The organism is Mesorhizobium loti, assembly GCA_014189435.1.
In the GTDB taxonomy this organism is placed as follows: Bacteria; Pseudomonadota; Alphaproteobacteria; order Rhizobiales; family Rhizobiaceae; genus Mesorhizobium; species Mesorhizobium loti_G.
The window spans coordinates 742,918-766,896 of record CP050293.1; the positions used below are offsets into that span (position 1 = coordinate 742,918).

The window sequence follows — 23,979 nt, forward strand, 5'->3', positions numbered from 1 at the left end:
GAGCTTCGAACGCCCTGAGCCCGCGAAGGGCTGGCAAAATTCCAACGTAAGTTTTCACTTGTCTTTCAAGTAAACTCGTCCTCAATTCCCATCGGGGATAGGGAGGGTGAGTCATTGAATAAATTACCGAAGAAATTCGTCGAACGCGTTGCGTCGAACATCAAGAAATATCAGCGCATTACGCTGGCTCAGCAAAAATCCGATGTCGCGGAAGCCGACACGGTTACCTTGATCAAGGACATCCTTGCCGATGTTTTTGGGTACGACAAATATGATGAATTGACCTCAGAACACCAGATCAAGGCTACATACTGCGACCTCGCGATCAAGATCGCGGGAAAACTGCGATTGCTTGTCGAGGTGAAATCAGCCGGCAGCAGCCTGGCCGATAATCACTTGAGGCAAGTGATTGACTATGGGGCTCACCAAGGCATCCATTGGGTGATCCTGACCAATGCCGTCGAATGGCGGCTCGTTCGTATCTATGTGGCAAATCAGATCAGCCACGAAGAAGTCTGCCGCATCGTCTTTGCCGAAATGAGCCCCAAGAATGAGGATCATCTCCAGTGCCTCTTCCTGTTCGCCAAGGAAGGGCTGACGACCGATGCAATGGATGCCTTTCATCAGCAGGCTCAGTTGTTCAACAAGTTCACGGTTTCCGCGATTATCCGATCAGAACCAGTGATTTCGGTGGTGCGTCGCGAAATCCGAAAGCTCTTTCCAGATATCAAGGTAGGCAATGAGAACCTGTCGCTGCTCATCGAAAATGAAGTGATCAAGCGGGATACGATTGAAGGCGACAAGGCCAAGGAAGCGGTCGCCAGGATGCGAAAGGCTGTGAACAAGCTGGAAAGAGCCAAGAACAAGGTAGCGAAAGCAGTTGTCGTCGATGTCTCGAACTGATTTTGCCGATTTTAGCATTTTGCCTTTGCCCTGCGGCAATCCGGCCGAGAGACTTGGGCTAATTCTACGAGCGTGCGGGAGAACGAGCATCGCTTGGTGTTGAGAACTGAGGCCTCGACCGGCCGGGGCGTGGTGGGACAATGCTCAGACATATTCGGCTAACAAATTTTCGTAAATTCGACGCATACTCGATTCCACTCAAGAGTGGAAACATCTTTGTAGGCCCGAACAACGCGGGAAAATCTGCGGTAATTGATGCTATTCGAATACTTGATTCATGCTTCCGATACGCAAGGCTACGCGTACCGCAGGTCTTGCAGTTAGATGGGGGTGAGATATTTGATGGTCACATAGTTCCCGAAAATAGGATACCCGTTAATTTAAGTCACTCTACCCACAACTATAATGAAGACGACGCAATTCTCGAATTCACCCATGTAAACGGCGCTCGAGCGGTCGTTCTGATAAATCCTGAGCGGCCGATTAGATTCTATATAGGCACCGATGGTCGGCGACTAAATTCCGTCTCGCGATTTGCTGGCGCGTTTCCGATGCATTTTCTTATCGTTCCCACACTGGCGCCCCTCGAACAAGAAGAACGGTGGGTGGAAGACGAAACCATAAGGCGTTCTGAGGCAACTAGAACGGCTAGTCGACACCTGCGCAATGTCTGGTTTCGAAGAACGCAGGCTGAATTTACCGAATTTTCCGCCGATGTCGCCCATGCTTGGCCGGGAATATTGATACAGCAACCGGAGAGGCAAAGAGGGAATCAGGCTATATTGGAAATGTTCTATGACGAAAACAGGATAGCCAGGGAAATACAGTGGTCTGGATTCGGCTTTCAGATCTGGCTCCAACTGCTCACCCATCTCCGTCGTGCGATGCCGCATTCATTGGTTGTGATAGACGAGCCGGACATCTATCTGCACCCCGATATACAAAAGAAGTTGCTTAGATTTGTAAGAGATCGCTATGAGCAGTTTATTTTTGCTACTCATTCTGTAGAAATAATAAATGAAGCCGATCCGCTGGAAATTATCTCCGTGAATTCAAACTACCGGAGCGCAAAGCGAATAACTTCTGAGGATGATTACAACAGAATTTATAGCTATGTCGGCTCATCTCAAAATGTTGACTTTGCGCGCGTCGCAAAATCTCGGCGTGTTATATTTGTAGAAGGAGATGATAGGCGACTATTTCAGACCCTCGCCAAACGCTTGGGTCTTGAGAATTTGGCCATCGGTACGGTTCCTTTTATAAAACTTGGTGGTTTTGAAGGTTGGGACCGCGCGTTAAATGCAGTTTGGGCGTTTCGCGAAATACTAGATATCGACATCGAGGTTTTTTGCCTCTTCGATAAAGATTATCGGCCGGCATCAGAAATTGCCGCGTTTGAACTGAAATTGCGCGAGGCGGGCCTTAGATGCCATGTCCTGGAGAGAAAAGAGATTGAAAATTACCTACTGGAAGTACGTCCGTTGACAGAAGCAATAAAGCGTCGTGCTCGTGAGCGCCAGCGCGAACAGCCTTCTGATAATGCCATAGAGGGTTGGCTGAACGAGGCAACAACGACGGTGAAGCATCGGGTGGTCAGCAGGCTATCGGCGCGTCACGTCGAGTACTTGCGCACTGTTGGTGACCGACGCGATATGGCGACTATCAATGAAGAAACGCAACGTGAATTCGAGAGGCTATGGGATAACCTTGAAGATCGGCTCAAGATCGTTCCCGGGAAAGAAGTCTTATCTAGGTTAAATGATATTCTTCAGAGAGAAAATATCGGGGGACTCACGCATCGTATGATTGTTGATTCCATGGGGCGCGATGACGTTGACCAGGATTTTAGAGCTATACTGGAGGAGATTAACGATTTCTGTAATCATCCTCATTAAATAACCTTCTTGACTCGTTGTCGGACCGCAGTGTCGGCGGGACAGCGCCCCCCCTCTGGCCTGCCGGCCATCTCCCCCACGCGGGGGGAGATCAGCTAATCACCTCAGGCAAAATACTCCTGCAGCGGCCTGACCTCCAGGCTCCCCGCCTTCAGCGCCGCGATCGCCTCGGCCACCGCGGCCGCCCCTGACAGCGTGGTGTAGTACGGCACCTTCTGCATCAGCGTAGCCCTGCGCAGTGACTTGGAGTCCGACACCGCCTTCTGGCCATCCGTCGTGTTGAAGACGATCTGCACCTGGCGGTTGCGGATGGCGTCTTCGATGTGCGGGCGGCCTTCCAGCACCTTGTTTATTTTCTGGGCGTCGACGCCGTTTTCGGCGAGGAAGCGCTGCGTGCCTGAGGTGGCCAGCACCTTGAAGCCGAGGCCGGCCAGGCGCTTCACCGCCGGCAGGATGCCCTTCTTGTCCTCGTCGCGCACCGAGACGAACAGTGTGCCGGAGCGCGGCAGGTCGACGCCGGCGCCGAGCTGGCTCTTGGCGAAGGCGAGAGCAAAATCGCGGTCGAGGCCCATGACTTCGCCGGTGGAGCGCATTTCCGGCCCGAGCAGGATGTCGACGCCGGGGAAACGGGCGAAGGGGAACACGGCTTCCTTGACTGCGATATGGCCGGGGTTTCTGGGGTCGGGCATGGCGCCGTAATGGGCGAAGGCGTCTTCCAGTCTCTCGCCGGCCATGATGCGGGCGGCGATCTTGGCGATGGGACGGCCGATGGTCTTGGCGACGAAGGGCACGGTGCGTGACGCGCGCGGGTTGACCTCCAGCACATAGACCGTGCCGTCCTTGATCGCATACTGCACGTTCATCAGGCCGCCGACATTGAGCGCGCGGGCAAGGGCCGCTGTCTGGCGCTCCAGCTCGTCGACCAGCTCCGAAGGCAGCGAGTGCACCGGCAGCGAGCAGGCACTGTCGCCCGAATGGATGCCGGCCTCCTCGATGTGCTCCAATATGCCGGAGACGAAGGTCGACTTGCCGTCGCAGAGGCAGTCGACATCGACCTCGATGGCGCCCGAGAGATAGGTGTCGAACAGCAGCGGGTTCTTGCCCAGCAGCGTGTTGATCTGGCCGGTCTTGTCGTTGGGGTATTTCTGCTTGATGTCCTCCGGCACCAGGCCGGGCACGGTGTCGAGCAGGTAGGATTGCAGCATGCCCTCGTCATGGATGATCTGCATGGCGCGGCCGCCGAGCACATAGGAGGGGCGCACCACCAAGGGGAAGCCGAGCTCGCCGGCGACAAGGCGGGCCTGCTCGACCGAATAGGCGATGCCGTTCTTCGGCTGGGTGAGGCCGAGCTTGTGCAGCAGCTTCTGGAAGCGGTCGCGGTCTTCGGCCAGATCGATCATGTCGGGCGAGGTGCCGAGGATCGGGATGCCGGCTTTTTCAAGCGCGTCGGCGAGCTTCAGCGGCGTCTGGCCGCCGAACTGGACGATGACGCCGACCAGCTCGCCCGAGGCCTGTTCGGCGCGCAGGATCTCCAGCACGTCTTCCGCCGTCAGCGGCTCGAAATAGAGCCGGTCTGACGTGTCGTAGTCGGTCGAGACGGTCTCCGGGTTGCAGTTGATCATGATCGCTTCATAGCCGGCGTCGCGCAGCGCAAAGGCGGCGTGGCAGCAGCAATAGTCGAACTCGATGCCCTGGCCGATGCGGTTCGGTCCGCCGCCGAGGATCACGACCTTCTTGCGCGACGAGACCTGCGCCTCGTTGGCCAGCGCGCCTGCGAACGGCACTTCATAGGTCGAGTACATGTAGGCGGTGGGCGAGGCGAACTCGGCCGCGCAGGTGTCGATGCGCTTGTAGACCGGATGCACGTCGAGCTTTTCGCGGATCTTCGCGATCACGTCGACGTCGGTCCTGGTCAGCGACGCCAGGCGGGCGTCGGAGAAACCCATCGCCTTCAGCATACGCAGATTGACGGCGTCCTCAGGGATGCCATGCTCGCGGATGCGGGCTTCCATGGCGACGATGCCGGCGATCTGCTCGAGGAACCACGGGTCGATCTTGCACATGGCGTGCACGTCTTCCAGCGAGGTGCCCATGCGGATCGCCTGCGCCACCATGCGCAGCCGGTCGGGCGTCGGGGTGCCCAGTGCGGCGCGGATGGCGTTGCGGTCGTCGGCATGGTTGGCGGTCGCAGCACCATAGCCGAGGCCGGGGATCTCGATTTCGTCGAGGCCGGTCAGGCCGGTCTCCAGTCCGCGCAGGGCCTTCTGTAGCGATTCCTGGAAGGTACGGCCGATGGCCATCACTTCGCCGACCGACTTCATGGCGGTGGTCAGCACCGGTTCGGCGCCGGGGAATTTCTCGAAGGCAAAACGCGGGATTTTTGTCACGACGTAGTCGATGGACGGCTCGAAGGAGGCGGGCGTCGCGCCGCCGGTGATGTCGTTCTCCAGCTCGTCCAGCGTGTAGCCGACGGCGAGCTTGGCCGCGATCTTGGCGATCGGGAAGCCGGTCGCCTTGGAGGCCAGAGCCGACGAGCGCGAGACGCGCGGGTTCATCTCGATCACCACCAGGCGGCCATCGGCCGGGTTGACGGCGAACTGCACGTTGGAGCCGCCGGTCTCGACGCCGATCTCGCGCAGCACCGCGATCGAGGCGTTGCGCATCATCTGGTATTCTTTGTCGGTGAGCGTAAGCGCTGGGGCGACGGTGATCGAATCGCCGGTATGCACGCCCATCGGGTCGATGTTCTCGATCGAGCAGACGATGATGCAATTGTCCGCCTTGTCGCGGACGACCTCCATCTCATACTCCTTCCAGCCGAGCACGCTCTCCTCGATCAGCACTTCGGTGGTCGGTGAGGCATCGAGGCCGGACTGGACGATCTCGTAGAATTCGGCGCGGTTGTAGGCGATGCCGCCGCCGGTGCCGCCCATGGTGAAGGATGGGCGGATGATGGCCGGCAGGCCGACATGGTCGAGCGCCTGGGCGGCGATGGCCATGCCATGGCTGATGTAGCGCTGCTTGCGGTCGCCTTCGCCGAGGTTCCAGCGGGTTTCCAAGGCATCGAGCGCGGCGTCGAGATCGGCCGGGGCCTCGGCCTTGACGGCGGCGCGCTCGGCCTCATGCGTCTTGCGGTCGGTGTTCTTGACGTCGGTGGCGTTGGCCAGCATCGACTTCGGCGTTTCCAGCCCGATCTTCTTCATCGCCTCGCGAAACAGCGCGCGGTCCTCGGCCTTGTCGATGGCCGTGGCATCGGCGCCGATCATCTCGACATTGTAGCGCTCGAGCACGCCCATGCGACGCAGCGACAAAGCGGTGTTCAGCGCGGTCTGGCCACCCATGGTCGGCAGCAGCGCGTCGGGTCGCTCCTTGGCGATGATCTTGGCCACGACTTCAGGCGTGATCGGCTCGATATAGGTGGCGTCGGCCAGTTCCGGGTCGGTCATGATGGTGGCCGGGTTGGAATTGACCAGGATGACGCGAAAACCCTCTTCCTTCAGCGCCTTGCAGGCCTGGGTGCCGGAATAGTCGAACTCGCAGGCCTGACCGATGACGATGGGGCCGGCCCCGATGATCAGGATCGACTTGATGTCAGTGCGTCTTGGCATGTCATAGGTCCGTTCGGCGGGCGGCTTGCACAAAAAACCGGGACGGGAAGACCCGGCCGGTTGTGCTCGCGATTCTGGTATCAGGCTAGGAGGGCCTTATAGGGAAGAGTTTTGACTGATGTAACCCCGAAAATGAGGGATTAAGCAGTAGGGCAGTAGGGCAGTAGGGCAGTAGGGCAGTAGGGCAGTAGGGGGAGACACTCCAGGCAATTCACATACTGCCCTACTGCCCTAGTCCCCGAACGCAACGGCATCCGTGATTTCGAAACGCTCGGCCTCGCCGACGCGGATCATGTTGAGGCTGCCTTCCCGAGTGAAGCGGAAATTGCCGTCCGCATCCGAGCTGGCCGGCTGGCCGCCGTGGAAGGAAATGACGCGCGTGCCGCCATCGGGCCAGGTCACAGTGACGTCCACATTGTCGCTGTCCTTGCGGGCGACGCTGATCACGCAATGCGTCATCGGCTCGCCGACATAGCGGGCGCAGGGAATCTCGCCGGCGTCGGGCGCAGAAGCGGGCGCGGCGTCAGTCGCCGCCAGCGCCAGGCGGTAGGCATCCTGCACGGCGGCGCGGCCGATTTCGGTGGCGGATTTCGGCGTGCTTTCGGTTGCCTGATCGCCGCCGCCAAGCCGGGCCGTCAGGTCGGGCGGCGATGCGACTGGCGCCTGGCTCGGAGTATCCGCGCCAGCTGAGCCGGTTGTCTGGGACTGATCCGTCGCCGATGCCTGCTCGGTCTCGCTACCCGTGGAGGCCACCACCGGTGCATCGGCCGGTTTTGTCTCGCCTTCGACATAGGGCGCCGGATTGAGGGGGATGAGGTAGCGCGCCGGCGCCCATCCGCTCAGCTTCTCCTTGCCCGTGCTCTCGACCTTGCACCATTTGTAGCCATTGACGTCATTGCAGCCGAGATTGGTGACCCTGTCGCCGCCGGTCAGCCGCGCCTCGACCTTGGCGATCGGCGATGCGGTGGTGCGGATTTTGAGAAGATCGTCCGGCGCCAGGCCGGTCACGATGGAAATGACGAGATCCGGCGCTTCTTCGGCTGTGGCAAAAGCAGGCCACGCCGCCATCAGCAGTGGAGCGGCAATCAGCGCATGCAGGGTTGTTCGGAGCGTAACTGTGCGCCTCATCGTTTGGCTGTGCGCTGATACCTAGAGACACCACGCAGCGGTGGATCGAGCCCGCCGCATGCCCGGCCGGTTTTATAAGGGACGACGCGTCGCCATGTAAGCCCGAAAATTCGACCGCCGTTTCGGCTGTGTGAGCCCAGCCCGTGAGCCAGTTCAGCTAGGCGGCATGAACGCAAGTGCGTTCAGCCTCGACATGAACGCACTTGCGTTCAGTCGGGCATAAATCCAGTCCTGAGCGCGTGAGCCCATTCCGGTCGGCCCGCCTGTTCGGCCTGGCGCGCCGCTGCCTCATGGTCGTAGTCGACGGCGATGGCCTCGAAGCGGTCGGGCTGACCGGCGCTACCCAAGGTGACGATGCCGTAGCGTGCATGCGGCGAGCCCTGCTCAGAGACATGCGCCGGCGGCGTCGAATCGTCATAGGCGGGGCAACCGATGCTGCCCGGGTTGAAGATGACGGGACCATCGGGGAGGCGGATCAGTTCCGCGCGGTGGCTGTGGCCGCACAGCGCGATGCGGCAGGCGGGGTCGAGCGCTTTCAGCCGGCGCCGGATCGCCGCCAGCGGCGCGCGCACCAACTGGCCATTGGCGACCGTGTCGGCGAGATATTTCTCGTCGTGGTCGGGGCGGGCGTGGAAGGCGATGATGCCGGGCGCGATCTCCAGTGTCAGCGGCTGGGCGAAAAGCACCTGGCGCTGTGCCTCGGTCAACCGCTCCTGCGCATAGACATCGGAAGCCCACATGGTCTCGTCGGCCGGGTCGGCGGCGACGCGGCGGTCGTGGTTGCCGCGCACCGTCGGCAGGTTGAGCGCCTGCAGCCGTTCAAACGTTTCGCGCGGCCATAGCGGGCCGGAAACGCTGTCGCCGAGATTGACGGTCAGGTCGGCGCCGCCGCGCTGTCGCAGATCCTCCAGCACGGCGTCGAGCGCCAGGACGTTGCCGTGGATATCGGCGAGGACGGCGATGCGCATAAGGGGGAGGCTCCTGTGTGACGCCGCTTTTTCTCCCCACATCCGTGGGGGCGAGGAACCCAAGTCCTTCGAGCTCAGGCGTGGATTTCGATATCGTGGCCGCCGACCGCCGGCAGTGCGGGATCGTCGCCTGCGGCGGCGATGACGCTGTCGAGCAGGCCGGGGAAGCGGGCGTCGAGGTCGGCGCGGCGCAGCGTGATCATGCGGTTGGTGCCGACCACTTCGGCGCGGGTGACGCCGGCCTCGCGCAGTTTGGCCAGGTGGTAGCTCAGATTGGTCTTGGAGCCGAGATCGAGGAACTGGCTGCAGTTCAGCGGCACGCCTTGCTTGCTGGCGAGATAGCGCACGATGGCGAGCCGGGTCGGGTCGCCGAGCACGCCGAGCACGATGGGCAGGCTGATCTGGTCCGTATTGGGGTGTGGCAAGGTCATGGCTCGAAACTAAGCACAGTCGGGGCCGATTTCAACGCATGCGTCCTTCTGTGCCCGTACATGCTGTTTCTCCGCTTCGCGACCCTGCCGACCAACCGTGCTGACACAGGGCTGTCAGGAGGGTTCAGCTATTTTCCCCTGGCTTCATTGACATCATGCCCTGTTATGTCCAATTGTTCAATAACTTTTGAACTAAGGACACCGCCCCATGGACAAGCGCCTCTTCTGGCTTGCGCTCGGATCGTTCACGATCTCGACCGAAGGCTTCGTCATCTCCAGCCTTCTGCCTGACATTGCGGCCGACGCCGGCATCTCCATTCCGCTGGCCGGCACGCTGATCACCGCCTTCGCGCTCGCCTATGCGGTCGGCACGCCGATCCTGGCGACGCTGACCGGCGAATGGGACCGGCGCCGCGTCATCCTGTGGACGCTGGTGTTCTTCGTGCTCGGCAACATCGCCGCCGCCTTGAGTTCCTCCTTCGAGCTGCTGTTGATCGCGCGCATCGTCATGGCGCTGTCGTCGGGCCTGTTCGCGGCAACCGCGCAGGGAACCGCGGTGGCGCTGGTCGATGACCATCACCGGGCGCGCGCCATCGCCGTCGTCGTCGGTGGCACCACGGTGGCCGTTGCCGTCGGCGCGCCGCTCGGCGCCCTTGTCGCGGCCTTCGCCGGCTGGCGCGGCACCTTCTATGCCATCGCCGGCCTCGGCGCGCTTGCCGGCGCGATCCTGTGGTACCGGCTGCCGCGCGGCATCGTCGGCACCAAGCTGCCGCTGAAGCGCAGGCTGGCGGCTGCGATGCGTCCCGGCGTGATGCCGATCCTTGTGACGACATTGCTGGCGCTGACCGGCGCCTTCACCGTCTTTGCCTATGTCGCGCCGCTGGCCATCGAGGGCGGCGGGCTCTCCCAGATCGCGCTGCCCGGCATGCTGCTCGCCTTCGGCGTCGGCGCCGTCATCGGCAACATTGCAGGCGGGCAGGCCGCCGACCGTTTCGGCGCAACCCGCACCGTCGGCTGGTCGCTGGCGCTGAGCGCCGCCATGCTGGTGATGCTGTCGGTCATTCCGACCTTCCTGCCGCCGCATATTGCCGGGCCGGCGCTGATGGCGATGATGGTGCCGTGGGGCATCGTCGGCTGGGCGTTCCCGCCGGCGCAGGCCAGCCGCATCATCAAGCTGGCGCCCGACGCGGCCCCGATCGTGCTGTCGCTCAACGGTTCGGCGCTCTATCTGGGCGTCGCGCTGGGGGCCGTGGTCGGCGGTGCGGTGCTGCGCTACGGCGCGCCGGCCGATCTCGGCCTGATCGCCGCGGCCTTCCCGATCATCGGGCTCGGCATCGTGCTGGCTGGTCGCTGGGCGGCCCGGCCGGTTGCGATGCCGGCCGAATAACCTCTTTGAAAGCCGTCGGCTGTCTCAGGCGGCCGGCGGCAGATCAAAATCCAGCGCGGCAATGTCATCCAGCGTCGCGCGCAGCCTCTCCGCCTTGTCCTTGCCGACCACATCCTCGAAACGCTGCTGGGCGATTTGCCACAGCTTCATCGCCTGATCGAGCTTGACCAGGCCCTGCGGCGTCAGCCGCACGCGCTTGATGCGGCGGTCGCCCGGATCGGCGAAGGTCTCGACATAGCCGTCGCGGATCAGCGGCTTCAACGTATGGCCGAGCGCCGACAGGTCCATGATCAGCGATTCGGCAATGGCGCCCATCGCCGGTTCGTTGCCGATATGGATCTGGTAGAGCAGGCCCTGCTGCGTGGCCTTCAGGCCCGAAGGAGCCACCACATCGTCATAGAACTGGCCGAGCTTGCGCGCGACACGACGCAGCGCGGCGTTGTTGCACAGGGTGAGGCCGGGCAGGGTGTCCTTCGACATGATTGGTCCTTGGCGCCGGCGAACGATACCCGGCCGCTGCCTCTCAAATAATCCTCGTTGCGATCATTGACAAGATGGTGGCATATGCCTACTTCACAAAATAGTGGTATATGCCACTAAATAAAATCAGGTGGCTTTGCCGGCATGGCGAGGGTGATTGCCCACGGGCCGGCGGCCAGGTCGAAACGAAGCAAATCAGTCGAAGAAGGAACAAGACAATGAGTGGACAGAGCAACAAGGGCACGGCGGTCGTCACCGGTGCTTCGGCAGGCATCGGCGCGGTCTATGCGGACCGGCTGGCAGGGCAGGGCTACGATCTGGTGCTGGTGGCGCGGCGCGCCGACCGGCTGGAGGAACTGGCCGAGAAGCTGCGTTACGCCTACGGCCGCAAGGTCAGCGTGATCAGCGCCGATCTCGCCGACGACAATGACGTGCGCCGCGTCGAACAGGCTGTAACAGCCGACGACAGCGTGACGCTGCTGGTCAACAATGCCGGCATTGGCGGTGCGCAGGTGGTGGCGACGGCCGACGCCGATGCGGCCGAGCGCATGATCAAGGTCAATGTCATCGCCTTGACGCGCCTGACCCGCGCCGTGCTGCCGGGGTTCTTGGCGCGCAACCGCGGCGCCGTCGTCAACATCGCCTCGGTGCTTGCCTTCGACACCTCGTTCGGCGGCATCTACAGCGGCACCAAGGCCTATGTCGTCAACTTCACCGAGGCCCTGCAGCGCGAGGTCGCGGGTACCGAGGTGAAGGCCCAAGTGGTGCTGCCCGGCGCGACCCGGACCGATTTCTGGGAAATTGCCGGCAGCGATATCGACAATCTTCCGAAGGAGATCATCATGACAGCCGACGATCTGGTCGATGCCGCCCTTGTCGGCCTGGCCAAGGGCGAAACCGTCACCGTGCCGGGACTTGCCGACGCCGCCAAGCTGGATACTTTCCTCGGCGCCCGGCAGGCCTTCTACGGCAGCCTGCACGCCGACAAGCCGGCGGCACGCTACGCGGCTTGAGCTGGCAAGGCTGGTTCGCTTTGCGAACCAGGACCCCCACCCCGCTCCGCTTCGCGGATCGACCCTCCCCACAAGGGGGAGGGTGAGGGCTGCGCCACGCCTTTTGAGGCGTGGAAAGGCACGGCTCCCCACCTCCCCCTTGTGGGGAGGTCGGACCGAAGGTCCGGGTGGGGTACTGCGCAGACCTTGCAGTACTTAGGTTCCTCGCCCCATTCCGTGGGCTTACGCCGACCGCCACATCGGAATGATCGAGGCGGCCAGCACCAGTGCCAGCACGATGTTGAGCGCGCGCCATTGCCACTCGGTCTTGAGCAGCCGGGCCAGCAGCATGCCGGCCACGCACCACAGCGACAGCGAGGCGGCGGCCGCGAGGCCGAAGGTGGCGCCGAGCAGCAGCGCGAGCTGCATCGGCCCGCTGGCGAGCGCCGCGAACGAGGCCGCGGCGCCCAGTCCCATCGCCCAGCCCTTCGGGTTCATCCATTGAATGCCGGCGCCGCCGAGAAAGCTGTTCGGCCTGGCCATGGTCACATCCAGATTGGGCGGTCCGCTGCGACCGATCTTGATCGCCAGCCAGACGAGATAGAGCGAGCCGGCGATCTTCATCGCCAGCTGCAGCGAGGGCACGGCGAGCAGCAGGCCGGCGAGCCCGGCCGCGGCGGCGCCCGTGACCGTGGCGAGGCCGGCGGCGCTGCCGACCAGCAAAGGCACGGAACGGCGAAAGCCGAACTGCGCGCCGGACGCGGTCGACAGGGTCGTGGCGATGCCGGGCGTGGTGGTGGCAACGATGGCAAAGAGGATGAGCGGGATGATGGGCTCAAGCATGCGGCGTCCTCTGTGGGAGGGCTGCCATCGTAGCCGCGCACGAACTTCAGTAAATGCAATGTTTGCTATGGTCAGCATTAGGAAGCATAATGCCAGCCATGATCCGAAATCTCGACATGGCGCTGATCCGCACCTTCGTGACCGTTGCCGACAAGGCCAGCATGACGGCGGCGGCCAATGCGCTGCACCTGACGCAGGGCGCCGTCAGCCAGCAGGTCAAGCGGCTGGAGGAGGCGTTCGGCTCCAGCCTGTTCGAGCGTGACCGGCGCGGCTTGCGGCTGACGCGTGCCGGCGAGCGGCTGTTCGGCAAAGGCAAGCGGCTGCTCAGCCTCAATGACGAGATCTGGGCTGAGATGGCGGGTATGCCGATGGCCGGCCAGGTGCGGCTCGGCGTGCCCTACGACCTTGTCGGCACTTTGCTGGCGCCGGTGCTGAAAACCTATGCCGAGACCTATCCGCAGGTCGAGATATCGCTGGTCTGCGCCTCGTCGCCGGAGCTGACGGCTGCCCTTGCGGCCGGGACCATCGACCTTGCGGTGATCGAGGAGCGCGTCGGCCCGTCGGCTGGTGAATGCCTTGCCATCGACCGGCTGGTCTGGGTCGGCGCCAAGGGCGGCGTTGCCCGCGCCAAGCGGCCGCTGCCGGTGTCGATCGTCGCCGACACCTGCGCCTTCCGCCCGGCGGTGCTGGCGGCGCTCAGCGAGCATGGGCTGGAGTGGCGCACCGTGTTCGAAAACGGCAACATCGACGCGACGACGGCGACGGTGCGTTCCGACCTCGCGGTCACCACCTGGCTGGCCTCCACGGTGCCGGCCGATCTCGACATATTGCAATCGGAGTCCGGCCTGCCGCCACTGCCGAACTTTGCCATCAACCTGCATCTGCCAAGGCATGGAGTCGGCCCGGCCGCGCAGGAATTCGCGCGGCATATCCGCGACGGGCTGGCGCGGCGGCCGGTGGCTGCTTGAAGGTCTCAGAACTTGGGTTCCTCGCCCCCACGAATGTGGGCGAGAGGTGGCTCGGCGAAGCCGAGACGGAGAGGGGGATTGGCGCGACGGCGACCAAATTCTACAGGGCATCCGCCCTACGACAGCCCCCTCTCCGTCCGCTTCGCGGCCACCTCTCCCCCGCTCTGGCGGGGGCGAGGAACCAGGTCCTGCTACTTCCAATTCCTGCGCCGCTCGAGCTCGGCGTCGGACGGCTCCCCTGTAACAAACGAACCAACCTTGATCTCACCTGATCGTTCGTAGGTCGCCATGATGACGCCGGTGCTGGAGGCTTGCGATTTGACAAGCTTGAAGGCGGCCGGCATCGCACTATCGCCGAACAGCCGCTTGCCCTTGCCCAGCAACAGCGGGAAGATCATCAACCGGATCTCGTCGATCAGCCCGTTGGCGAGCAAGGCCTGGATCAGATTGCCCGATCCCTGGATGAGCAGGTCAGGTCCATCCTCTTGGCTGAGACGGCGCAATGTAACGACGATATCCGGCCCAAGCGGCTGCGTGTTCTGCCAGGTGAGGGTGTCAGGCCGATGCGTCGCCACATATTTGGTCGCTGGGTTGAAGGCATCCGCGATCGAATCCTTCTGATACGGCCAGTACGCGGCGAAGATGTCGTAGGTTCTGCGGCCGAGCAGCAGGTCGAAGGGTTTGGAGAACAGTTCATCCATTGCCACGCCCGCCACCTCGTCGAAGTAATGGAAGGTCCAGCCGCCGAACTTGAAGCCGCCGACCGGGTCCTCTTCCGGACCGCCGGGCGCCTGCATGACGCCGTCGAGGCTGACGAATGTCGCAGCGATGATTTTTCTCATTCCAGTCTCCCGTTTCTTCAATCCACGCCGTCGTGGCCGGACTTCAGCCCAAGGACGGGCGACCAGTCACCAGTCCGACAGGACATATGAAATTTTGGCGAACCACCGTCATTTGCGAGGTCCGGTGCGCGTTCCGGCGTCGAGATTTTGCGACGAGAACCAGACATCGCCTGAGATGGCGGTGGCGGTGCGGTCCGGCGCCTTGTCCTGCACCAGCCAGATCGAACGGCTGCTCGCGGCCTGCTCCCGAGTCGGGATCGTCGCCGCGGGGTCCGCAACCGAGGCGCCGACACAGGGAATGAACCACGACCGCATGAACGGATCGCAGGCGAAACCTTTTGCCGTACGGGTCACCATCACCGCCAGCGGGACGCGCTCGGCCGGGCGCCAGGGAAAGATCATGCGGCCGCCTGGTCGGAGCGCCTTCAGCCACCCGGCCGGCGGTGCTGCGACGCCGGCATTGACATAGATGATGTCGGATGGTGGCAACGGCGTCGTCACGGCATCGCCATGGACGACCGTCGCATTGCCATAGGCTTCGAGATTTTGTCGCGCCAGATCGGCTAGCTTTTCGTAGAGTTCGAAAGCGGTGACGGTGCCTCCGGGTGAAACCAGCCTGGCCAGCACGGCGGTGTAGTAGCCGGTGCCGGCGCCGATATGGGTGACGGCCTCACCGGGCCTCGGTGCAAGCTTTCCGATCCACATGGCGTGCAGGAACGGCTCGCCATTGTTGATGCCCTTGTCGTCGTCGAGCGCCACCAGCACATTCTGGTAGATGTGCGCCGGATCGGCGCTCGGCGTCGTGACCTTGCCGTTGCCGGCGATGATCGTCCACGGCCCGGGACCGAGAAAGGCTTCTCGTGGCACCTCGGCGAAAACCGCCTCCAGGCGTGGATCGGACGAGCCGGCATTGGCGGCCATCAGCCGCGCGTAGAATTTCCTGATGTCTTCGATCCGGGTCATCATGCCGGAGAACATAGCGCGGATTGCCGATTTGTCGCGAGACTACCCCCTGCACAGAGGGCAGCCGATTTCCCGGCGAGGCGGAGCTCAGCCAACCCCGAACATGGTATCGTAAAGCAGCTTGAAGTTGAGCACCAGGATGATCGCGGCGACTACCCAGGCAAGGGCCGCGACGCCGCGCGGAATGGCGAGGTTGCCCATCTTCTTCTTGTCGGAGACGAACTGCACCAGCGGGACGACTGCGAAGGGCAGCTGCATCGACAGGATGACCTGGCTGAACACCAGCAACTGGCCGGTGCCCTTTTCGCCATAGAGCGCGGTGACGACCACCACCGGGATGATGGCGAGGCCGCGCGTCAGAAGCCGGCGTGCCCAGTTGGGGATGCGCAGGCGCAGGAAGCCCTCCATGACGATCTGGCCGGCAAGCGTCGCGGTCACCGTCGAGTTCAGGCCGGAAGCCAGCAGAGCGACGGCGAACAGGATCGAGGCGATGCTGAGGCCGAGCAGCGGCGACAGCAGCTCGAAGGCCTGACCGATCTCGGCGACGTCCTGGTGGCCGGTGTTGTGGAAGGCGACCGCTGACACGATCAGGATCGAGGCGTTGACGAACAAAGCCAGCATCAGGGCGATGGTCGAGTCCGTCGTTGCCCATTTGATGGCGTCGCGCTTGCCCTTTTCGGTGCGTTCATAGGCGCGGGTCTGCACGATCGAGGAGTGCAGATAGAGATTGTGCGGCATGACGGTGGCGCCGATGATGCCGATGGCGATGTAGAGCATAGCCGGGTTGGTGACGATTTCCGACGACGGCACGAACATGGCATGCAGGATCGATCCGGCCGGCGGGGCGGCGACGAAGATCTGGATGGCAAAGCAGCTGAAGATGATGATCAAAAGCGCGATGACGAAGGCTTCGAGATAGCGGAAGCCCTTGTTCATCAGCAGAAGCACGAGGAAGGCGTCGAGCGCCGTCAGCATGGCGCCGCCGATCAGCGGAATGCCGAACAGAAGCTGCAGCGCGATCGCGGTGCCGATGACCTCGGCCAGGTCGCAAGCGATGATGGCCAGTTCGCAGGCGATCCACAGCACGAAGTTGACCGGACGCGGATAATAGGCGCGGCAGGCCTGGGCAAGGTCGCGGCCTGTGGCGATGCCGAGCCGTGCTGCCAGCGCCTGCAGCAGGATCGCCATCAGGTTGGACAGCATGATGATGAACAGCAGCGTGTAGCCGAACTGCGCGCCACCGGCGAGGTCGGTCGCCCAGTTGCCGGGATCCATATAGCCGACCGAGACCATGTAGCCAGGCCCCATGAAGGCGAACAGGCGACGGAACCAGACACCGGAATTCGGCACGGCGATGGAGGAATTGACTTCGCGCAGGCTGGGTTGTTCGTCCTCGTCAGGCCTGGCGAACCGCCAAGAGGAACGGGGGACAGTGACTTCGGCTTCGGACATGAGGGAGGGCTTTCCGCGAGGCTGGGCGATGTTTCCCTAAGCTATGCCATGGCTCAACATTATGCAATATGCTATATTTCATTGTTCATGCTTTTTGTCAGATAGCGGTCAGCCTGTGGAAGCGGCAATCGGGGACGCCGGTTGCGCCTGCGGCGGAATGCAAATAAACGGCCTGAAGAATCAGAGCCCGTGCTATGAATGCATGGACAGCAAAAGCCTCGGGAGGAGCGCGCATTGGCGCTGAAGAACAGACCGGTCCCGCGCGAGCCACTGCCCGACGCCGAGGTTCATTCGGAAGGCTTCCGGCAGACGCGCGAAGCGCGCCGCAGCGCGCTGGTCGAGGATTATGTCGAGCTGATCGCCGATCTGATCGAGGACGGCAACGAGGCGCGCCAGGTCGATATCGCCGCGCGGCTCGGCGTCGCCCAGCCGACGGTGGCCAAGATGTTGACCAGGCTGTGCGCCGACGGTCTGGTGTCGAGAAAGCCCTATCGCGGCGTGTTCCTGACCGATGCCGGCCGCAAGGTCGCCGAGGAAAGCCGCATCCGCCACCAGACGGTGGAAGCTTTTTGCGCTCGCTCGGCGTAAGCGCCGAAACGGCGCGCATCGATGCCGAGGGCATCGAGCATCATGTCAGCGCCGAGACGCTGGAAGCTTTTCGGAAGGCGATGACGGCGGCCCGCTGAACCGCACCGCCGCCGGATTTCGCGAGACGCCGGAACCGCCGCATGCCCCGCACGTTGCTCCTGACACTGCGCGACTATCGCGCAGCAAGGGAGGAAGAGATGGGCGTTGAACAGGCACCGACCGCAAAGGGCAAGCAGGCGGCCAAGGGACTGAAACAGGCTGCGGCCAAGGACGAGCGCAAGACCGAGGCCGAAACCGGCCATCCCCTGAAAAAGGGTGCGGCTCGTTTCGAGGAACGTTCGAAAAGTTCCGACGGGAAAAGCGCCGGCGCCAAGCAAAGAGGCTGAGGCCAGCCGGACGTCAGTCGTTTGCCGGAATGCGCCTGGATGCAACGATCAAGGCGTGTTTACTCACGGACGTCCTGCACCCAGCTGCGCGGGTGGCCGTCGACGCGGAACTGGAAGATGAAATAGGGCGGGATGCAGGTGCCCTTGCCGGCTTTTGCTTGCGCCAGATCGTCGTAGCCGGCGGTGCAGATATAGTCCTCGCGGCAGGGATGCGCCTTGTCGCAGGCGCGCAGGCCGGCGGTCTTGGTGAATTCCTTCGTGCAGAATTTGTGGTCCTTGCCCGAGGCGATGCAGTCGTTGAAGCCGGTCTTGGCCAGACGCCCGCACGTCGCCTCGTCGGGAAGCTTGTCGCAGCTTGCCTTGCGCAGCATGCCGCCGGGAAAGCCGCCGGTTTTCTGCTGCGGATTGTCGTAGCGCTGGCGCGCCGCACCATAGCCGGCGAGCTTGACCAGCGGCTTCTTGTCCTTCGCGGGGTCGATGGCGCAGGCCTTGGCGGTGGCCGGCGACAGGCGGCAATACTGGTCGTTGCCCCATGTCGACATTTTGATCTCGCCGAACTCGACGGGGTCGCCGACCGCCGTGCCGGCCTCGCTGACGCAGGTGCCGAAGCCCGGATGGATGGCGCTTTCGTGGACACCGGCGCAGCGCAGGCCCGCGCCGCAGGTCCAGTCCTTGAAGCTTGGATCCTCGCCGCGATAGCAGATCGAGCCCCAGCCATTGTAGAGGTCGGTGCCTTTCAGCGCCTCGGCGTATTTCGCGTCGGGACGGGCGGCGAAACCGCGCGTAAAGTCCGGGTGGCCGCCGGCGGCGAACTGCTCGACGATGGCGCGGCAGGTCGGCGAAGAAGACGGCGGAGCCCGGCACGAAGACGGCGTTGCGGCGCGGCTCGCTGGCCGGATCGGCGCCGGTGTAGTGGAAACCGGCAATGCCATGCGTCTGATGGCAGCCGGTGCAGCTCATCTCGTTGAGCCGCAATTCGAAGCCGGCCACCGACCTGATGGTCGAGAGTGTGTTGCCTTTGGCGACATAGTCCTTCAGCGCCTTGTCGATGTCGGCATCATCGACCAGCCCGTAGGCAATGTTGTTCTGCGACCGGCTGAGGCCGCCGGGGGCGACGGAGACGGCGCTCCTGGCCAGGAACTTTTCGTCGATGACCAGCCGGCCATGATCGAGGTCGTAGATGTTGCGGTCGGTGAGCAGCCATTTGGCGAAGGACGGCTTGTCGGCCAGCACGGTGGCGCGGTCGATCTGGTTTTCCATCTTCGCTTCATAGAAGCTGGACGTCGCCGGGTCCCATTTGAAGATCTTCAGCAGGTACTCGGCGTGGCCGCCGAAATCGCGCCGTGTCGAGGCCGACAGCCTGAGCACCTGCATGTTGAGTTCGAGCCGCATGATCTGCGACGAATTCAGCATGGCGCCGGACAGCGGCCCTTCGTCGGAGCGCAGCCAGGCGGCGAGCTGGTCGGGTGGCAGGTCTTTTTTTCCGGCTGCCAGCCAGCGCTGGGCAACATCGGCGCAGGACACGTCGGTGGCAGCAGGCAAATCCTTCGACGCGCGGACTTGTGCCTGCCTGGGCTTGGCATTGAACACCAGGCTCATGGTCAGCGGCAGGCGCGAAGAGATGCGCTGGCCCGCCTTTCCCTTGGCCGGCTTTTCCGCCACTGAATAGTGGAAGCGGTAGATCAGCCGGATCTCGCCGCATTCGGTGTGGCCGAGGTAGCCGCGATCCATGCGATTGACGACGCCGGTCAGGTCCAGCGTCGAGCCGTCGTCATCGATGTATTTCGGATTGAACTTCTGGCTGGTGTCCTTCGACTTCGCCATGGCGGCGACATAGGGGTCGGGGCTGGTCTTCGGTTCGTCAGCGATCTCAAGCTTGACCGTGTCGCGCACCGTAGCCAGTGCCGGCACCGAAAACAGGCCGCGATTGTCGACCTCGCGGGTCAGGCCGAGTGCGGGTCCGAGCAGGCGGCTGATCGACAGGCCGCCGCGCTCCAGCGCCTGCAAGGTGGCGGGGTCGGTGACGGCAACGCTGGAATCGAGCGTCACCGCGCCGGCGGCCGGCGAGCCCAGGCAAAACAGCGCCGTAATCAGCGACAGGAACGAACCGATCGTCCTCAAGCCCAACACATCCCCATTGTGCGGGCAATGCTACAGGCCTTGTGCACTCTCGGCCAGAGTGTTGGAGCCGCCATGCCAGCACCGCAGCAGTCTGGAAAAATACTGTGACTTGGGGCAACCATTGGGATAATTGTTTGTTGGGTTGAGCCCCGGACAACGGGGAAGTTCGCAGCGCGAGGAGTTGCCATGCTCTGGAAGGGCCGTCGTCAGAGTGACAATGTCGAGGACGACCGCAGCGACAGCGGCGGTGGCGGGCTCGGTGGCGGCAGCCCTGGTCAGTTCCGCATTCCGATCGGCGGCCGCGCCGGTGGCGGCGGCAGCATCTTCCTTGTCATCCTGGTGGTGCTGGCCGGATGGTATTTCGGCTTCGATCCGTCGACGATCCTGGGTGGCGGCGACGGCGGCCTGCTGCCGGGCGGCGGCGGCCAGATCACCGACAACAGCGGCGGTGGCCAGGACAGCGGCGCCACACCGGCCAATGACGAGATGAAGCAGTTCGTGGCTACCGTGCTGGCCGAGACCGAGGACACCTGGACCGGCATCTTCAAATCGCAGGGGCTGACCTATGAGGACCCGAAGCTGGTGCTGTTTTCCGGCCAGGTCCGCTCGGCCTGCGGCTTTGCCTCAGCGGCGGCCGGACCGTTCTACTGTCCCGGCGACCACAAGGTCTATCTCGACATGACCTTCTTCCAGCAACTCGACCAGCAGTTCGGCGCTTCGGGCGAATTCGCCCGCGCCTATGTGATCGCGCATGAGGTTGGCCACCACGTGCAGAACCTGACCGGTATCATGTCCAAGTTCAACCAGATGCGGCAAAGCATGGGCGAGGCCGAGGCCAACCAGATGTCGGTGCGCATCGAGCTTCAAGCCGACTGCTTCGCCGGCGTGTGGGCCCACTACACCGCGCAGAAGGGCATATTGGAGCAGGGCGACATCGAGAGCGCGCTGAATGCCGCCAAGCAGATCGGCGACGACACGCTGCAGAAGAAGACGCAAGGCTATGTCGTTCCGGAAAGCTTCAACCACGGCACCTCGCAGCAGCGGCAGACCTGGCTGGCTCGCGGCTACAAGAGCGGCAAGCTTTCGGATTGCAACACGCTGAGCGGCCCGATCTGAGAGGACTTTTTCCGAGATTGACCTGCCGGCGAAGACGCCGTCAGGGGATGTCAGGATGAAAGAATCTCGCCTGTTCCCTTATTGTTCCTTGCGGCGGGCTCGCCTATAAGGTGCGTCCGCCTGCGCCCCAGGGCGAGCAGAGGAGCTTGACCCATCATGATCGACCCCAAAACCGCCAGACGGGGCCTCGCGCTCGTCTTCACCACGCTGCTGCTCGACATTATCGGCTTCGGCATGATCATGCCGGTGCTGCCGGCCTATCTCAGGGAATTGACCGGGGTCAGCATCAGCGGAGCGGCGATCGAAGGCGGTTGGCTGTTCTTCGTCTATGCTGCCATGCAGTTCGTCTTCGCACCCATCATGGGCGGCTTGAGCGACCGGTTCGGGCGGCGGCCGATCCTGCTCGCCTCGGTGCTGACGTTTTCCATCGACAATCTCATCTGCGCCGTCGCATGGTCCTATCCCATGCTGTTCATCGGGCGTGTGCTGGCCGGCATTTCGGGCGCCAGCTATTCGACGACATCAGCCTTCATCGCCGACATCTCGAACGATGAGAACCGAGCCAAGAATTTCGGCCTGCTCGGCATCGCTTTCGGCGTCGGCTTCGTCATCGGGCCGGTTCTTGGCGGGCTGCTCGGCACGTTCGGACCACGCGTGCCGTTCTATTTCGCCGCCGGGCTTGCCTTCATGAATTTCCTCATTGCGCTGTTTTTGCTGCCGGAAACGCTCGATGACAAGCATCGCCGCCGCTTCGAGTGGAAGCGCGCCAACCCGGTCGGCACGCTCCTCCAGATGCGTCAGTACCAGGGCATCGGCTGGATCGGGCTCACCTTCTTCCTGATGACGCTCGGGCACATGATGTATCCGGCGGTCTGGTCGTTCGTTTCCAACTATCGTTATGGCTGGAGCGAGCAGCAGATCGGCTTCTCGCTCGGCGCCTTCGGCCTGTGCGGCGCGATCGTCATGGCGACGGTGCTGCCGCGCGTGATCCCCAGGCTTGGCGAGTGGAAGACGGCGGCAATCGGTCTTGCGTTCACCGCGCTCAGCGCCTTCGGCTACGCCTTCGCGTCGCAAGGCTGGATGATCTATGCGGTGATCGTCGTCGGCTGCCTCGAAGCGCTGGCCGACCCGCCGCTGAGGAGCCTCGCCGCCGCCAAGGTGCCGCCTTCGGCGCAGGGCGAGTTGCAGGGTGCGATGACGTCGATCTTCTCGATCACCTCGATCATCACACCGCTGCTCTACACGGCGATCTTTTCCTGGTTCACGGGGCCGAATGCGCCGGTGACCTTCGGCGGCGCGCCCTATCTGCTCGGCGCGTGCTTCCTGACGCTGGCGGTCATTGTCTTCGTCACGAAAGTGGCAAGGCCCGTGGCGCGCACGAATGTCGCCACCGGCGTCGCCGAAGATGGAGCACAGGTATGAGCCATGACAGCCGCATTGCGCTCACCCGGGACGGACTGTCGCTGTCGCGCGTCGTCTTCGGCGCCTGGCGTCTGCTCGACAGCGCCGCCCGCCCGGATGCCGATGCGGTCGCGCGGCTGATCGGCAGCGCCGTCGATCTCGGCCTGACCAGCTTCGACCACGCCGACATCTACGGGAACTACGAGGTGGAAGCGGCCTTCGGCGCGGGATTGGCGCGCTGGAAAGGCAGGCGCGACAGCATCGAGCTGATCTCGAAATGCGATATCATGCTGGCCTCGAAGAACCGGCCGCAAAACCGGCTGAAGCACTACGATACCAGTGCCGCCCATATCGCGGCCTCGGTCGACCGCTCGCTAGCCAATCTACACACCGATTACCTCGACCTGTTGCTGCTGCACCGGCCGGATCCGCTGATGGACGCCGACGAGACGGCGGCAGCGCTGGCCGGGTTGGTCAAGGCGGGCAAGGTAAGGGCGGTCGGCGTCTCCAATTTCACGCCGTCACAGTTCGATCTGCTGGCCTCTCGGCTGCCGTTCGCGCTCGCCACCAACCAGATCGAGATGTCGGTGCTGAAGACCTCCGCATTGACCGATGGCAGCCTCGACCACGCCCAGCGCCTTGCCTATGCGCCGATGATCTGGTCGCCGCTCGGCGGCGGCTCGCTGTTCACCGGCAAGGAGGGGCGCGAGGCGCGGGTGCGGGCAGCACTCGCGGCAGTGGCAGCGGAAATCGGTGCCGGCGATCTGGCTGCCGTCGCCATCGCCTGGCTGCTGCGTCATCCGGCCCGACTGGTGCCGGTGCTGGGCTCGATGAAGCCGGAGCGGCTGGCCGCCATGGTCAAGGCGCTCGATATCGTGCTCGACCGCCAGCAATGGTTCGCCATCCTGGAGGCCAGCGAAGGCCGGCCGGTGGCGTGAGGGCGAGGCTTGTGCTGCTTGGAGGTCTGCCGGCGACACTATCGATCATTCGCTTTGGCGGACTGTTGATTGTTCCATGGATTGGCCGAAGCCCTCAACTTCGTCATCCACGGGCGGAGCAGGAGCGAAGCTCCGTCGCGGAGACCCGAGGATCCATGCCGTGACCTTAGCCGAAGGCGCAGCGGAGCAGAATTCTGAATCGTGGTGGCGCTCAGGAGTCCCGGCATGGATCCTCGGGTCTGCGCCGCGTCGCTACGCTCCTTGCTCCGCCCGTGGATGACGACGGGAGGCAGGTCTCGGCCAAATGTCGAAGTCACACGATTTGCCTTCGAAGGGTCAAAGCTTCCGCGTCGAGGATTTAGTGCTCTGCGCCAATTCGGCGTGCGTGAGCCGGCCCCGCAAAATATCCATGGCCACGTCAGCGGGCAAGGCCTTTTCGGTTTCGAGCTCAGCCTTGCGTTCGTCGTAGATCGCTACGTCCGCTGCATCTTCGAGGGCTTCTTCGGCGGCATGCAGGTCTGTGTCTTTACGCATGTTGCTGCTCCCAAAACCGCGCCGCGCTATCTTGC

The 23,979-nt window shown here is 63.2% G+C and carries 18 protein-coding genes and 3 pseudogenes; 10 read left to right on the top strand and 11 right to left on the bottom strand.

The window, feature by feature from the left end:
- The first annotated feature begins 114 nt into the window (after nt 1-114).
- Together HB777_03585 and HB777_03590 are read left to right on the top strand one after the other, a co-directional pair.
- Nucleotides 115-903, top strand: coding sequence for a restriction endonuclease subunit R (locus HB777_03585; protein QND63093.1), 789 nt, complete (start codon nt 115-117; stop codon nt 901-903).
- Between the two features lie 140 nt (nt 904-1,043).
- A complete protein-coding gene (locus HB777_03590; GenBank protein ID QND63094.1) occupies nt 1,044-2,798 on the top strand; it encodes an AAA family ATPase in 1,755 nt (584 codons plus the stop codon).
- Nucleotides 2,799-2,902: 104 nt separating this feature from the next.
- Here the strand turns inward: HB777_03590 and carB are convergent, their stop codons facing one another.
- The 4 genes from carB to HB777_03610 form a co-directional block, all read right to left on the bottom strand.
- Nucleotides 2,903-6,406 carry a carbamoyl-phosphate synthase large subunit gene (gene carB, locus HB777_03595; GenBank protein ID QND63095.1) on the bottom strand — a complete coding sequence of 1,168 codons (3,504 nt, stop codon included), beginning with the start codon at nt 6,404-6,406 and terminating at the stop codon, nt 2,903-2,905.
- Nucleotides 6,407-6,637: 231 nt separating this feature from the next.
- On the bottom strand, nt 6,638-7,534 hold the full coding sequence (locus tag HB777_03600) for an SH3 domain-containing protein (protein QND63096.1): 897 nt from the start codon (nt 7,532-7,534) through the stop codon (nt 6,638-6,640).
- Between the two features lie 209 nt (nt 7,535-7,743).
- Nucleotides 7,744-8,502: a metallophosphoesterase family protein gene (locus HB777_03605; GenBank protein QND63097.1), complete on the bottom strand. Its 759-nt coding sequence runs from the start codon at nt 8,500-8,502 to the stop codon at nt 7,744-7,746.
- Between the two features lie 74 nt (nt 8,503-8,576).
- Nucleotides 8,577-8,933: a helix-turn-helix transcriptional regulator gene (locus HB777_03610; GenBank protein ID QND63098.1), complete on the bottom strand. Its 357-nt coding sequence runs from the start codon at nt 8,931-8,933 to the stop codon at nt 8,577-8,579.
- Nucleotides 8,934-9,141: 208 nt separating this feature from the next.
- Between HB777_03610 and HB777_03615 the strand changes: the two genes are divergently transcribed.
- On the top strand, nt 9,142-10,320 hold the full coding sequence (locus HB777_03615) for an MFS transporter (protein QND63099.1): 1,179 nt from the start codon (nt 9,142-9,144) through the stop codon (nt 10,318-10,320).
- Between the two features lie 24 nt (nt 10,321-10,344).
- Here HB777_03615 and HB777_03620 read toward each other — a convergent pair whose 3' ends face one another.
- Nucleotides 10,345-10,800, bottom strand: a complete 456-nt coding sequence (locus HB777_03620; GenBank protein ID QND63100.1) for a winged helix-turn-helix transcriptional regulator — start codon at nt 10,798-10,800, stop codon at nt 10,345-10,347.
- Nucleotides 10,801-11,018: 218 nt separating this feature from the next.
- Between HB777_03620 and HB777_03625 the strand changes: the two genes are divergently transcribed.
- Nucleotides 11,019-11,813: an SDR family oxidoreductase gene (locus tag HB777_03625; GenBank protein ID QND63101.1), complete on the top strand. Its 795-nt coding sequence runs from the start codon at nt 11,019-11,021 to the stop codon at nt 11,811-11,813.
- A gap of 222 nt (nt 11,814-12,035) precedes the next feature.
- On the opposite strand, the gene HB777_03630 is transcribed toward HB777_03625, so the two are convergent.
- Nucleotides 12,036-12,635, bottom strand: coding sequence for a LysE family translocator (locus tag HB777_03630; protein ID QND63102.1), 600 nt, complete (start codon nt 12,633-12,635; stop codon nt 12,036-12,038).
- A 98-nt stretch (nt 12,636-12,733) separates the two neighbouring features.
- Between HB777_03630 and HB777_03635 the strand changes: the two genes are divergently transcribed.
- Entirely contained in the window at nt 12,734-13,603 is an 870-nt protein-coding gene (locus HB777_03635; protein QND68639.1) for a LysR family transcriptional regulator, read from the top strand.
- 191 nt (nt 13,604-13,794) lie between these two features.
- On the opposite strand, the gene HB777_03640 is transcribed toward HB777_03635, so the two are convergent.
- From HB777_03640 to HB777_03650, 3 genes are all read right to left on the bottom strand, one after another.
- Nucleotides 13,795-14,445, bottom strand: coding sequence for a dihydrofolate reductase family protein (locus HB777_03640; protein ID QND63103.1), 651 nt, complete (start codon nt 14,443-14,445; stop codon nt 13,795-13,797).
- Nucleotides 14,446-14,553: 108 nt separating this feature from the next.
- Nucleotides 14,554-15,408 (bottom strand): protein-L-isoaspartate O-methyltransferase, encoded by an 855-nt coding sequence (locus HB777_03645; protein QND68640.1) that lies wholly within the window; start codon nt 15,406-15,408, stop codon nt 14,554-14,556.
- A gap of 87 nt (nt 15,409-15,495) precedes the next feature.
- Nucleotides 15,496-16,860, bottom strand: coding sequence for an Nramp family divalent metal transporter (locus HB777_03650; protein ID QND63104.1), 1,365 nt, complete (start codon nt 16,858-16,860; stop codon nt 15,496-15,498).
- 234 nt (nt 16,861-17,094) lie between these two features.
- Here HB777_03650 and mntR point away from each other — a divergent pair.
- Both mntR and HB777_03660 read left to right on the top strand, forming a co-directional pair.
- Nucleotides 17,095-17,546, top strand: a pseudogene (mntR, locus tag HB777_03655) (manganese-binding transcriptional regulator MntR).
- 99 nt (nt 17,547-17,645) lie between these two features.
- A complete protein-coding gene (locus tag HB777_03660; protein ID QND68641.1) occupies nt 17,646-17,834 on the top strand; it encodes a hypothetical protein in 189 nt (62 codons plus the stop codon).
- A 59-nt stretch (nt 17,835-17,893) separates the two neighbouring features.
- On the opposite strand, the pseudogene HB777_03665 reads toward HB777_03660, so the two are convergent.
- Nucleotides 17,894-19,961: pseudogene (locus tag HB777_03665) on the bottom strand (hypothetical protein).
- Nucleotides 19,962-20,141: 180 nt separating this feature from the next.
- Here HB777_03665 and HB777_03670 point away from each other — a divergent pair.
- From HB777_03670 to HB777_03680, 3 genes are all read left to right on the top strand, one after another.
- Nucleotides 20,142-21,071 (top strand): neutral zinc metallopeptidase, encoded by a 930-nt coding sequence (locus HB777_03670; protein QND63105.1) that lies wholly within the window; start codon nt 20,142-20,144, stop codon nt 21,069-21,071.
- 156 nt (nt 21,072-21,227) lie between these two features.
- Nucleotides 21,228-22,493, top strand: a complete 1,266-nt coding sequence (locus tag HB777_03675) for a TCR/Tet family MFS transporter (GenBank protein QND63106.1) — start codon at nt 21,228-21,230, stop codon at nt 22,491-22,493.
- The gene (locus HB777_03680) at nt 22,490-23,410 is read left to right on the top strand and encodes an oxidoreductase (protein ID QND63107.1); all 921 of its coding nucleotides are present in this window, start codon (nt 22,490-22,492) and stop codon (nt 23,408-23,410) included. Before HB777_03675 ends, HB777_03680 begins: the two co-directional genes overlap by 4 nt.
- Before the next feature lie 393 nt (nt 23,411-23,803).
- On the opposite strand, the pseudogene HB777_03685 reads toward HB777_03680, so the two are convergent.
- Nucleotides 23,804-23,911: pseudogene (locus tag HB777_03685) on the bottom strand (XRE family transcriptional regulator).
- Nucleotides 23,912-23,979 lie beyond the last annotated feature (68 nt).

Coding starts and splice junctions, on each gene's coding strand:
- HB777_03615 (QND63099.1), top strand. CDS start 9,142: ATGGACAAGCGCCTCTTCTGGCTTGCGCTCGGATCGTTCACGATCTCG.
- HB777_03590 (QND63094.1), top strand. CDS start 1,044: ATGCTCAGACATATTCGGCTAACAAATTTTCGTAAATTCGACGCATAC.
- HB777_03645 (QND68640.1), bottom strand. CDS start 15,408: ATGACCCGGATCGAAGACATCAGGAAATTCTACGCGCGGCTGATGGCC.
- HB777_03605 (QND63097.1), bottom strand. CDS start 8,502: ATGCGCATCGCCGTCCTCGCCGATATCCACGGCAACGTCCTGGCGCTC.
- HB777_03660 (QND68641.1), top strand. CDS start 17,646: ATGGGCGTTGAACAGGCACCGACCGCAAAGGGCAAGCAGGCGGCCAAG.
- HB777_03675 (QND63106.1), top strand. CDS start 21,228: ATGATCGACCCCAAAACCGCCAGACGGGGCCTCGCGCTCGTCTTCACC.
- HB777_03625 (QND63101.1), top strand. CDS start 11,019: ATGAGTGGACAGAGCAACAAGGGCACGGCGGTCGTCACCGGTGCTTCG.
- HB777_03610 (QND63098.1), bottom strand. CDS start 8,933: ATGACCTTGCCACACCCCAATACGGACCAGATCAGCCTGCCCATCGTG.
- HB777_03630 (QND63102.1), bottom strand. CDS start 12,635: ATGCTTGAGCCCATCATCCCGCTCATCCTCTTTGCCATCGTTGCCACC.
- HB777_03670 (QND63105.1), top strand. CDS start 20,142: ATGCTCTGGAAGGGCCGTCGTCAGAGTGACAATGTCGAGGACGACCGC.
- HB777_03600 (QND63096.1), bottom strand. CDS start 7,534: ATGAGGCGCACAGTTACGCTCCGAACAACCCTGCATGCGCTGATTGCC.
- HB777_03640 (QND63103.1), bottom strand. CDS start 14,445: ATGAGAAAAATCATCGCTGCGACATTCGTCAGCCTCGACGGCGTCATG.
- HB777_03680 (QND63107.1), top strand. CDS start 22,490: ATGAGCCATGACAGCCGCATTGCGCTCACCCGGGACGGACTGTCGCTG.
- HB777_03635 (QND68639.1), top strand. CDS start 12,734: ATGATCCGAAATCTCGACATGGCGCTGATCCGCACCTTCGTGACCGTT.
- HB777_03650 (QND63104.1), bottom strand. CDS start 16,860: ATGTCCGAAGCCGAAGTCACTGTCCCCCGTTCCTCTTGGCGGTTCGCC.
- carB (QND63095.1), bottom strand. CDS start 6,406: ATGCCAAGACGCACTGACATCAAGTCGATCCTGATCATCGGGGCCGGC.
- HB777_03620 (QND63100.1), bottom strand. CDS start 10,800: ATGTCGAAGGACACCCTGCCCGGCCTCACCCTGTGCAACAACGCCGCG.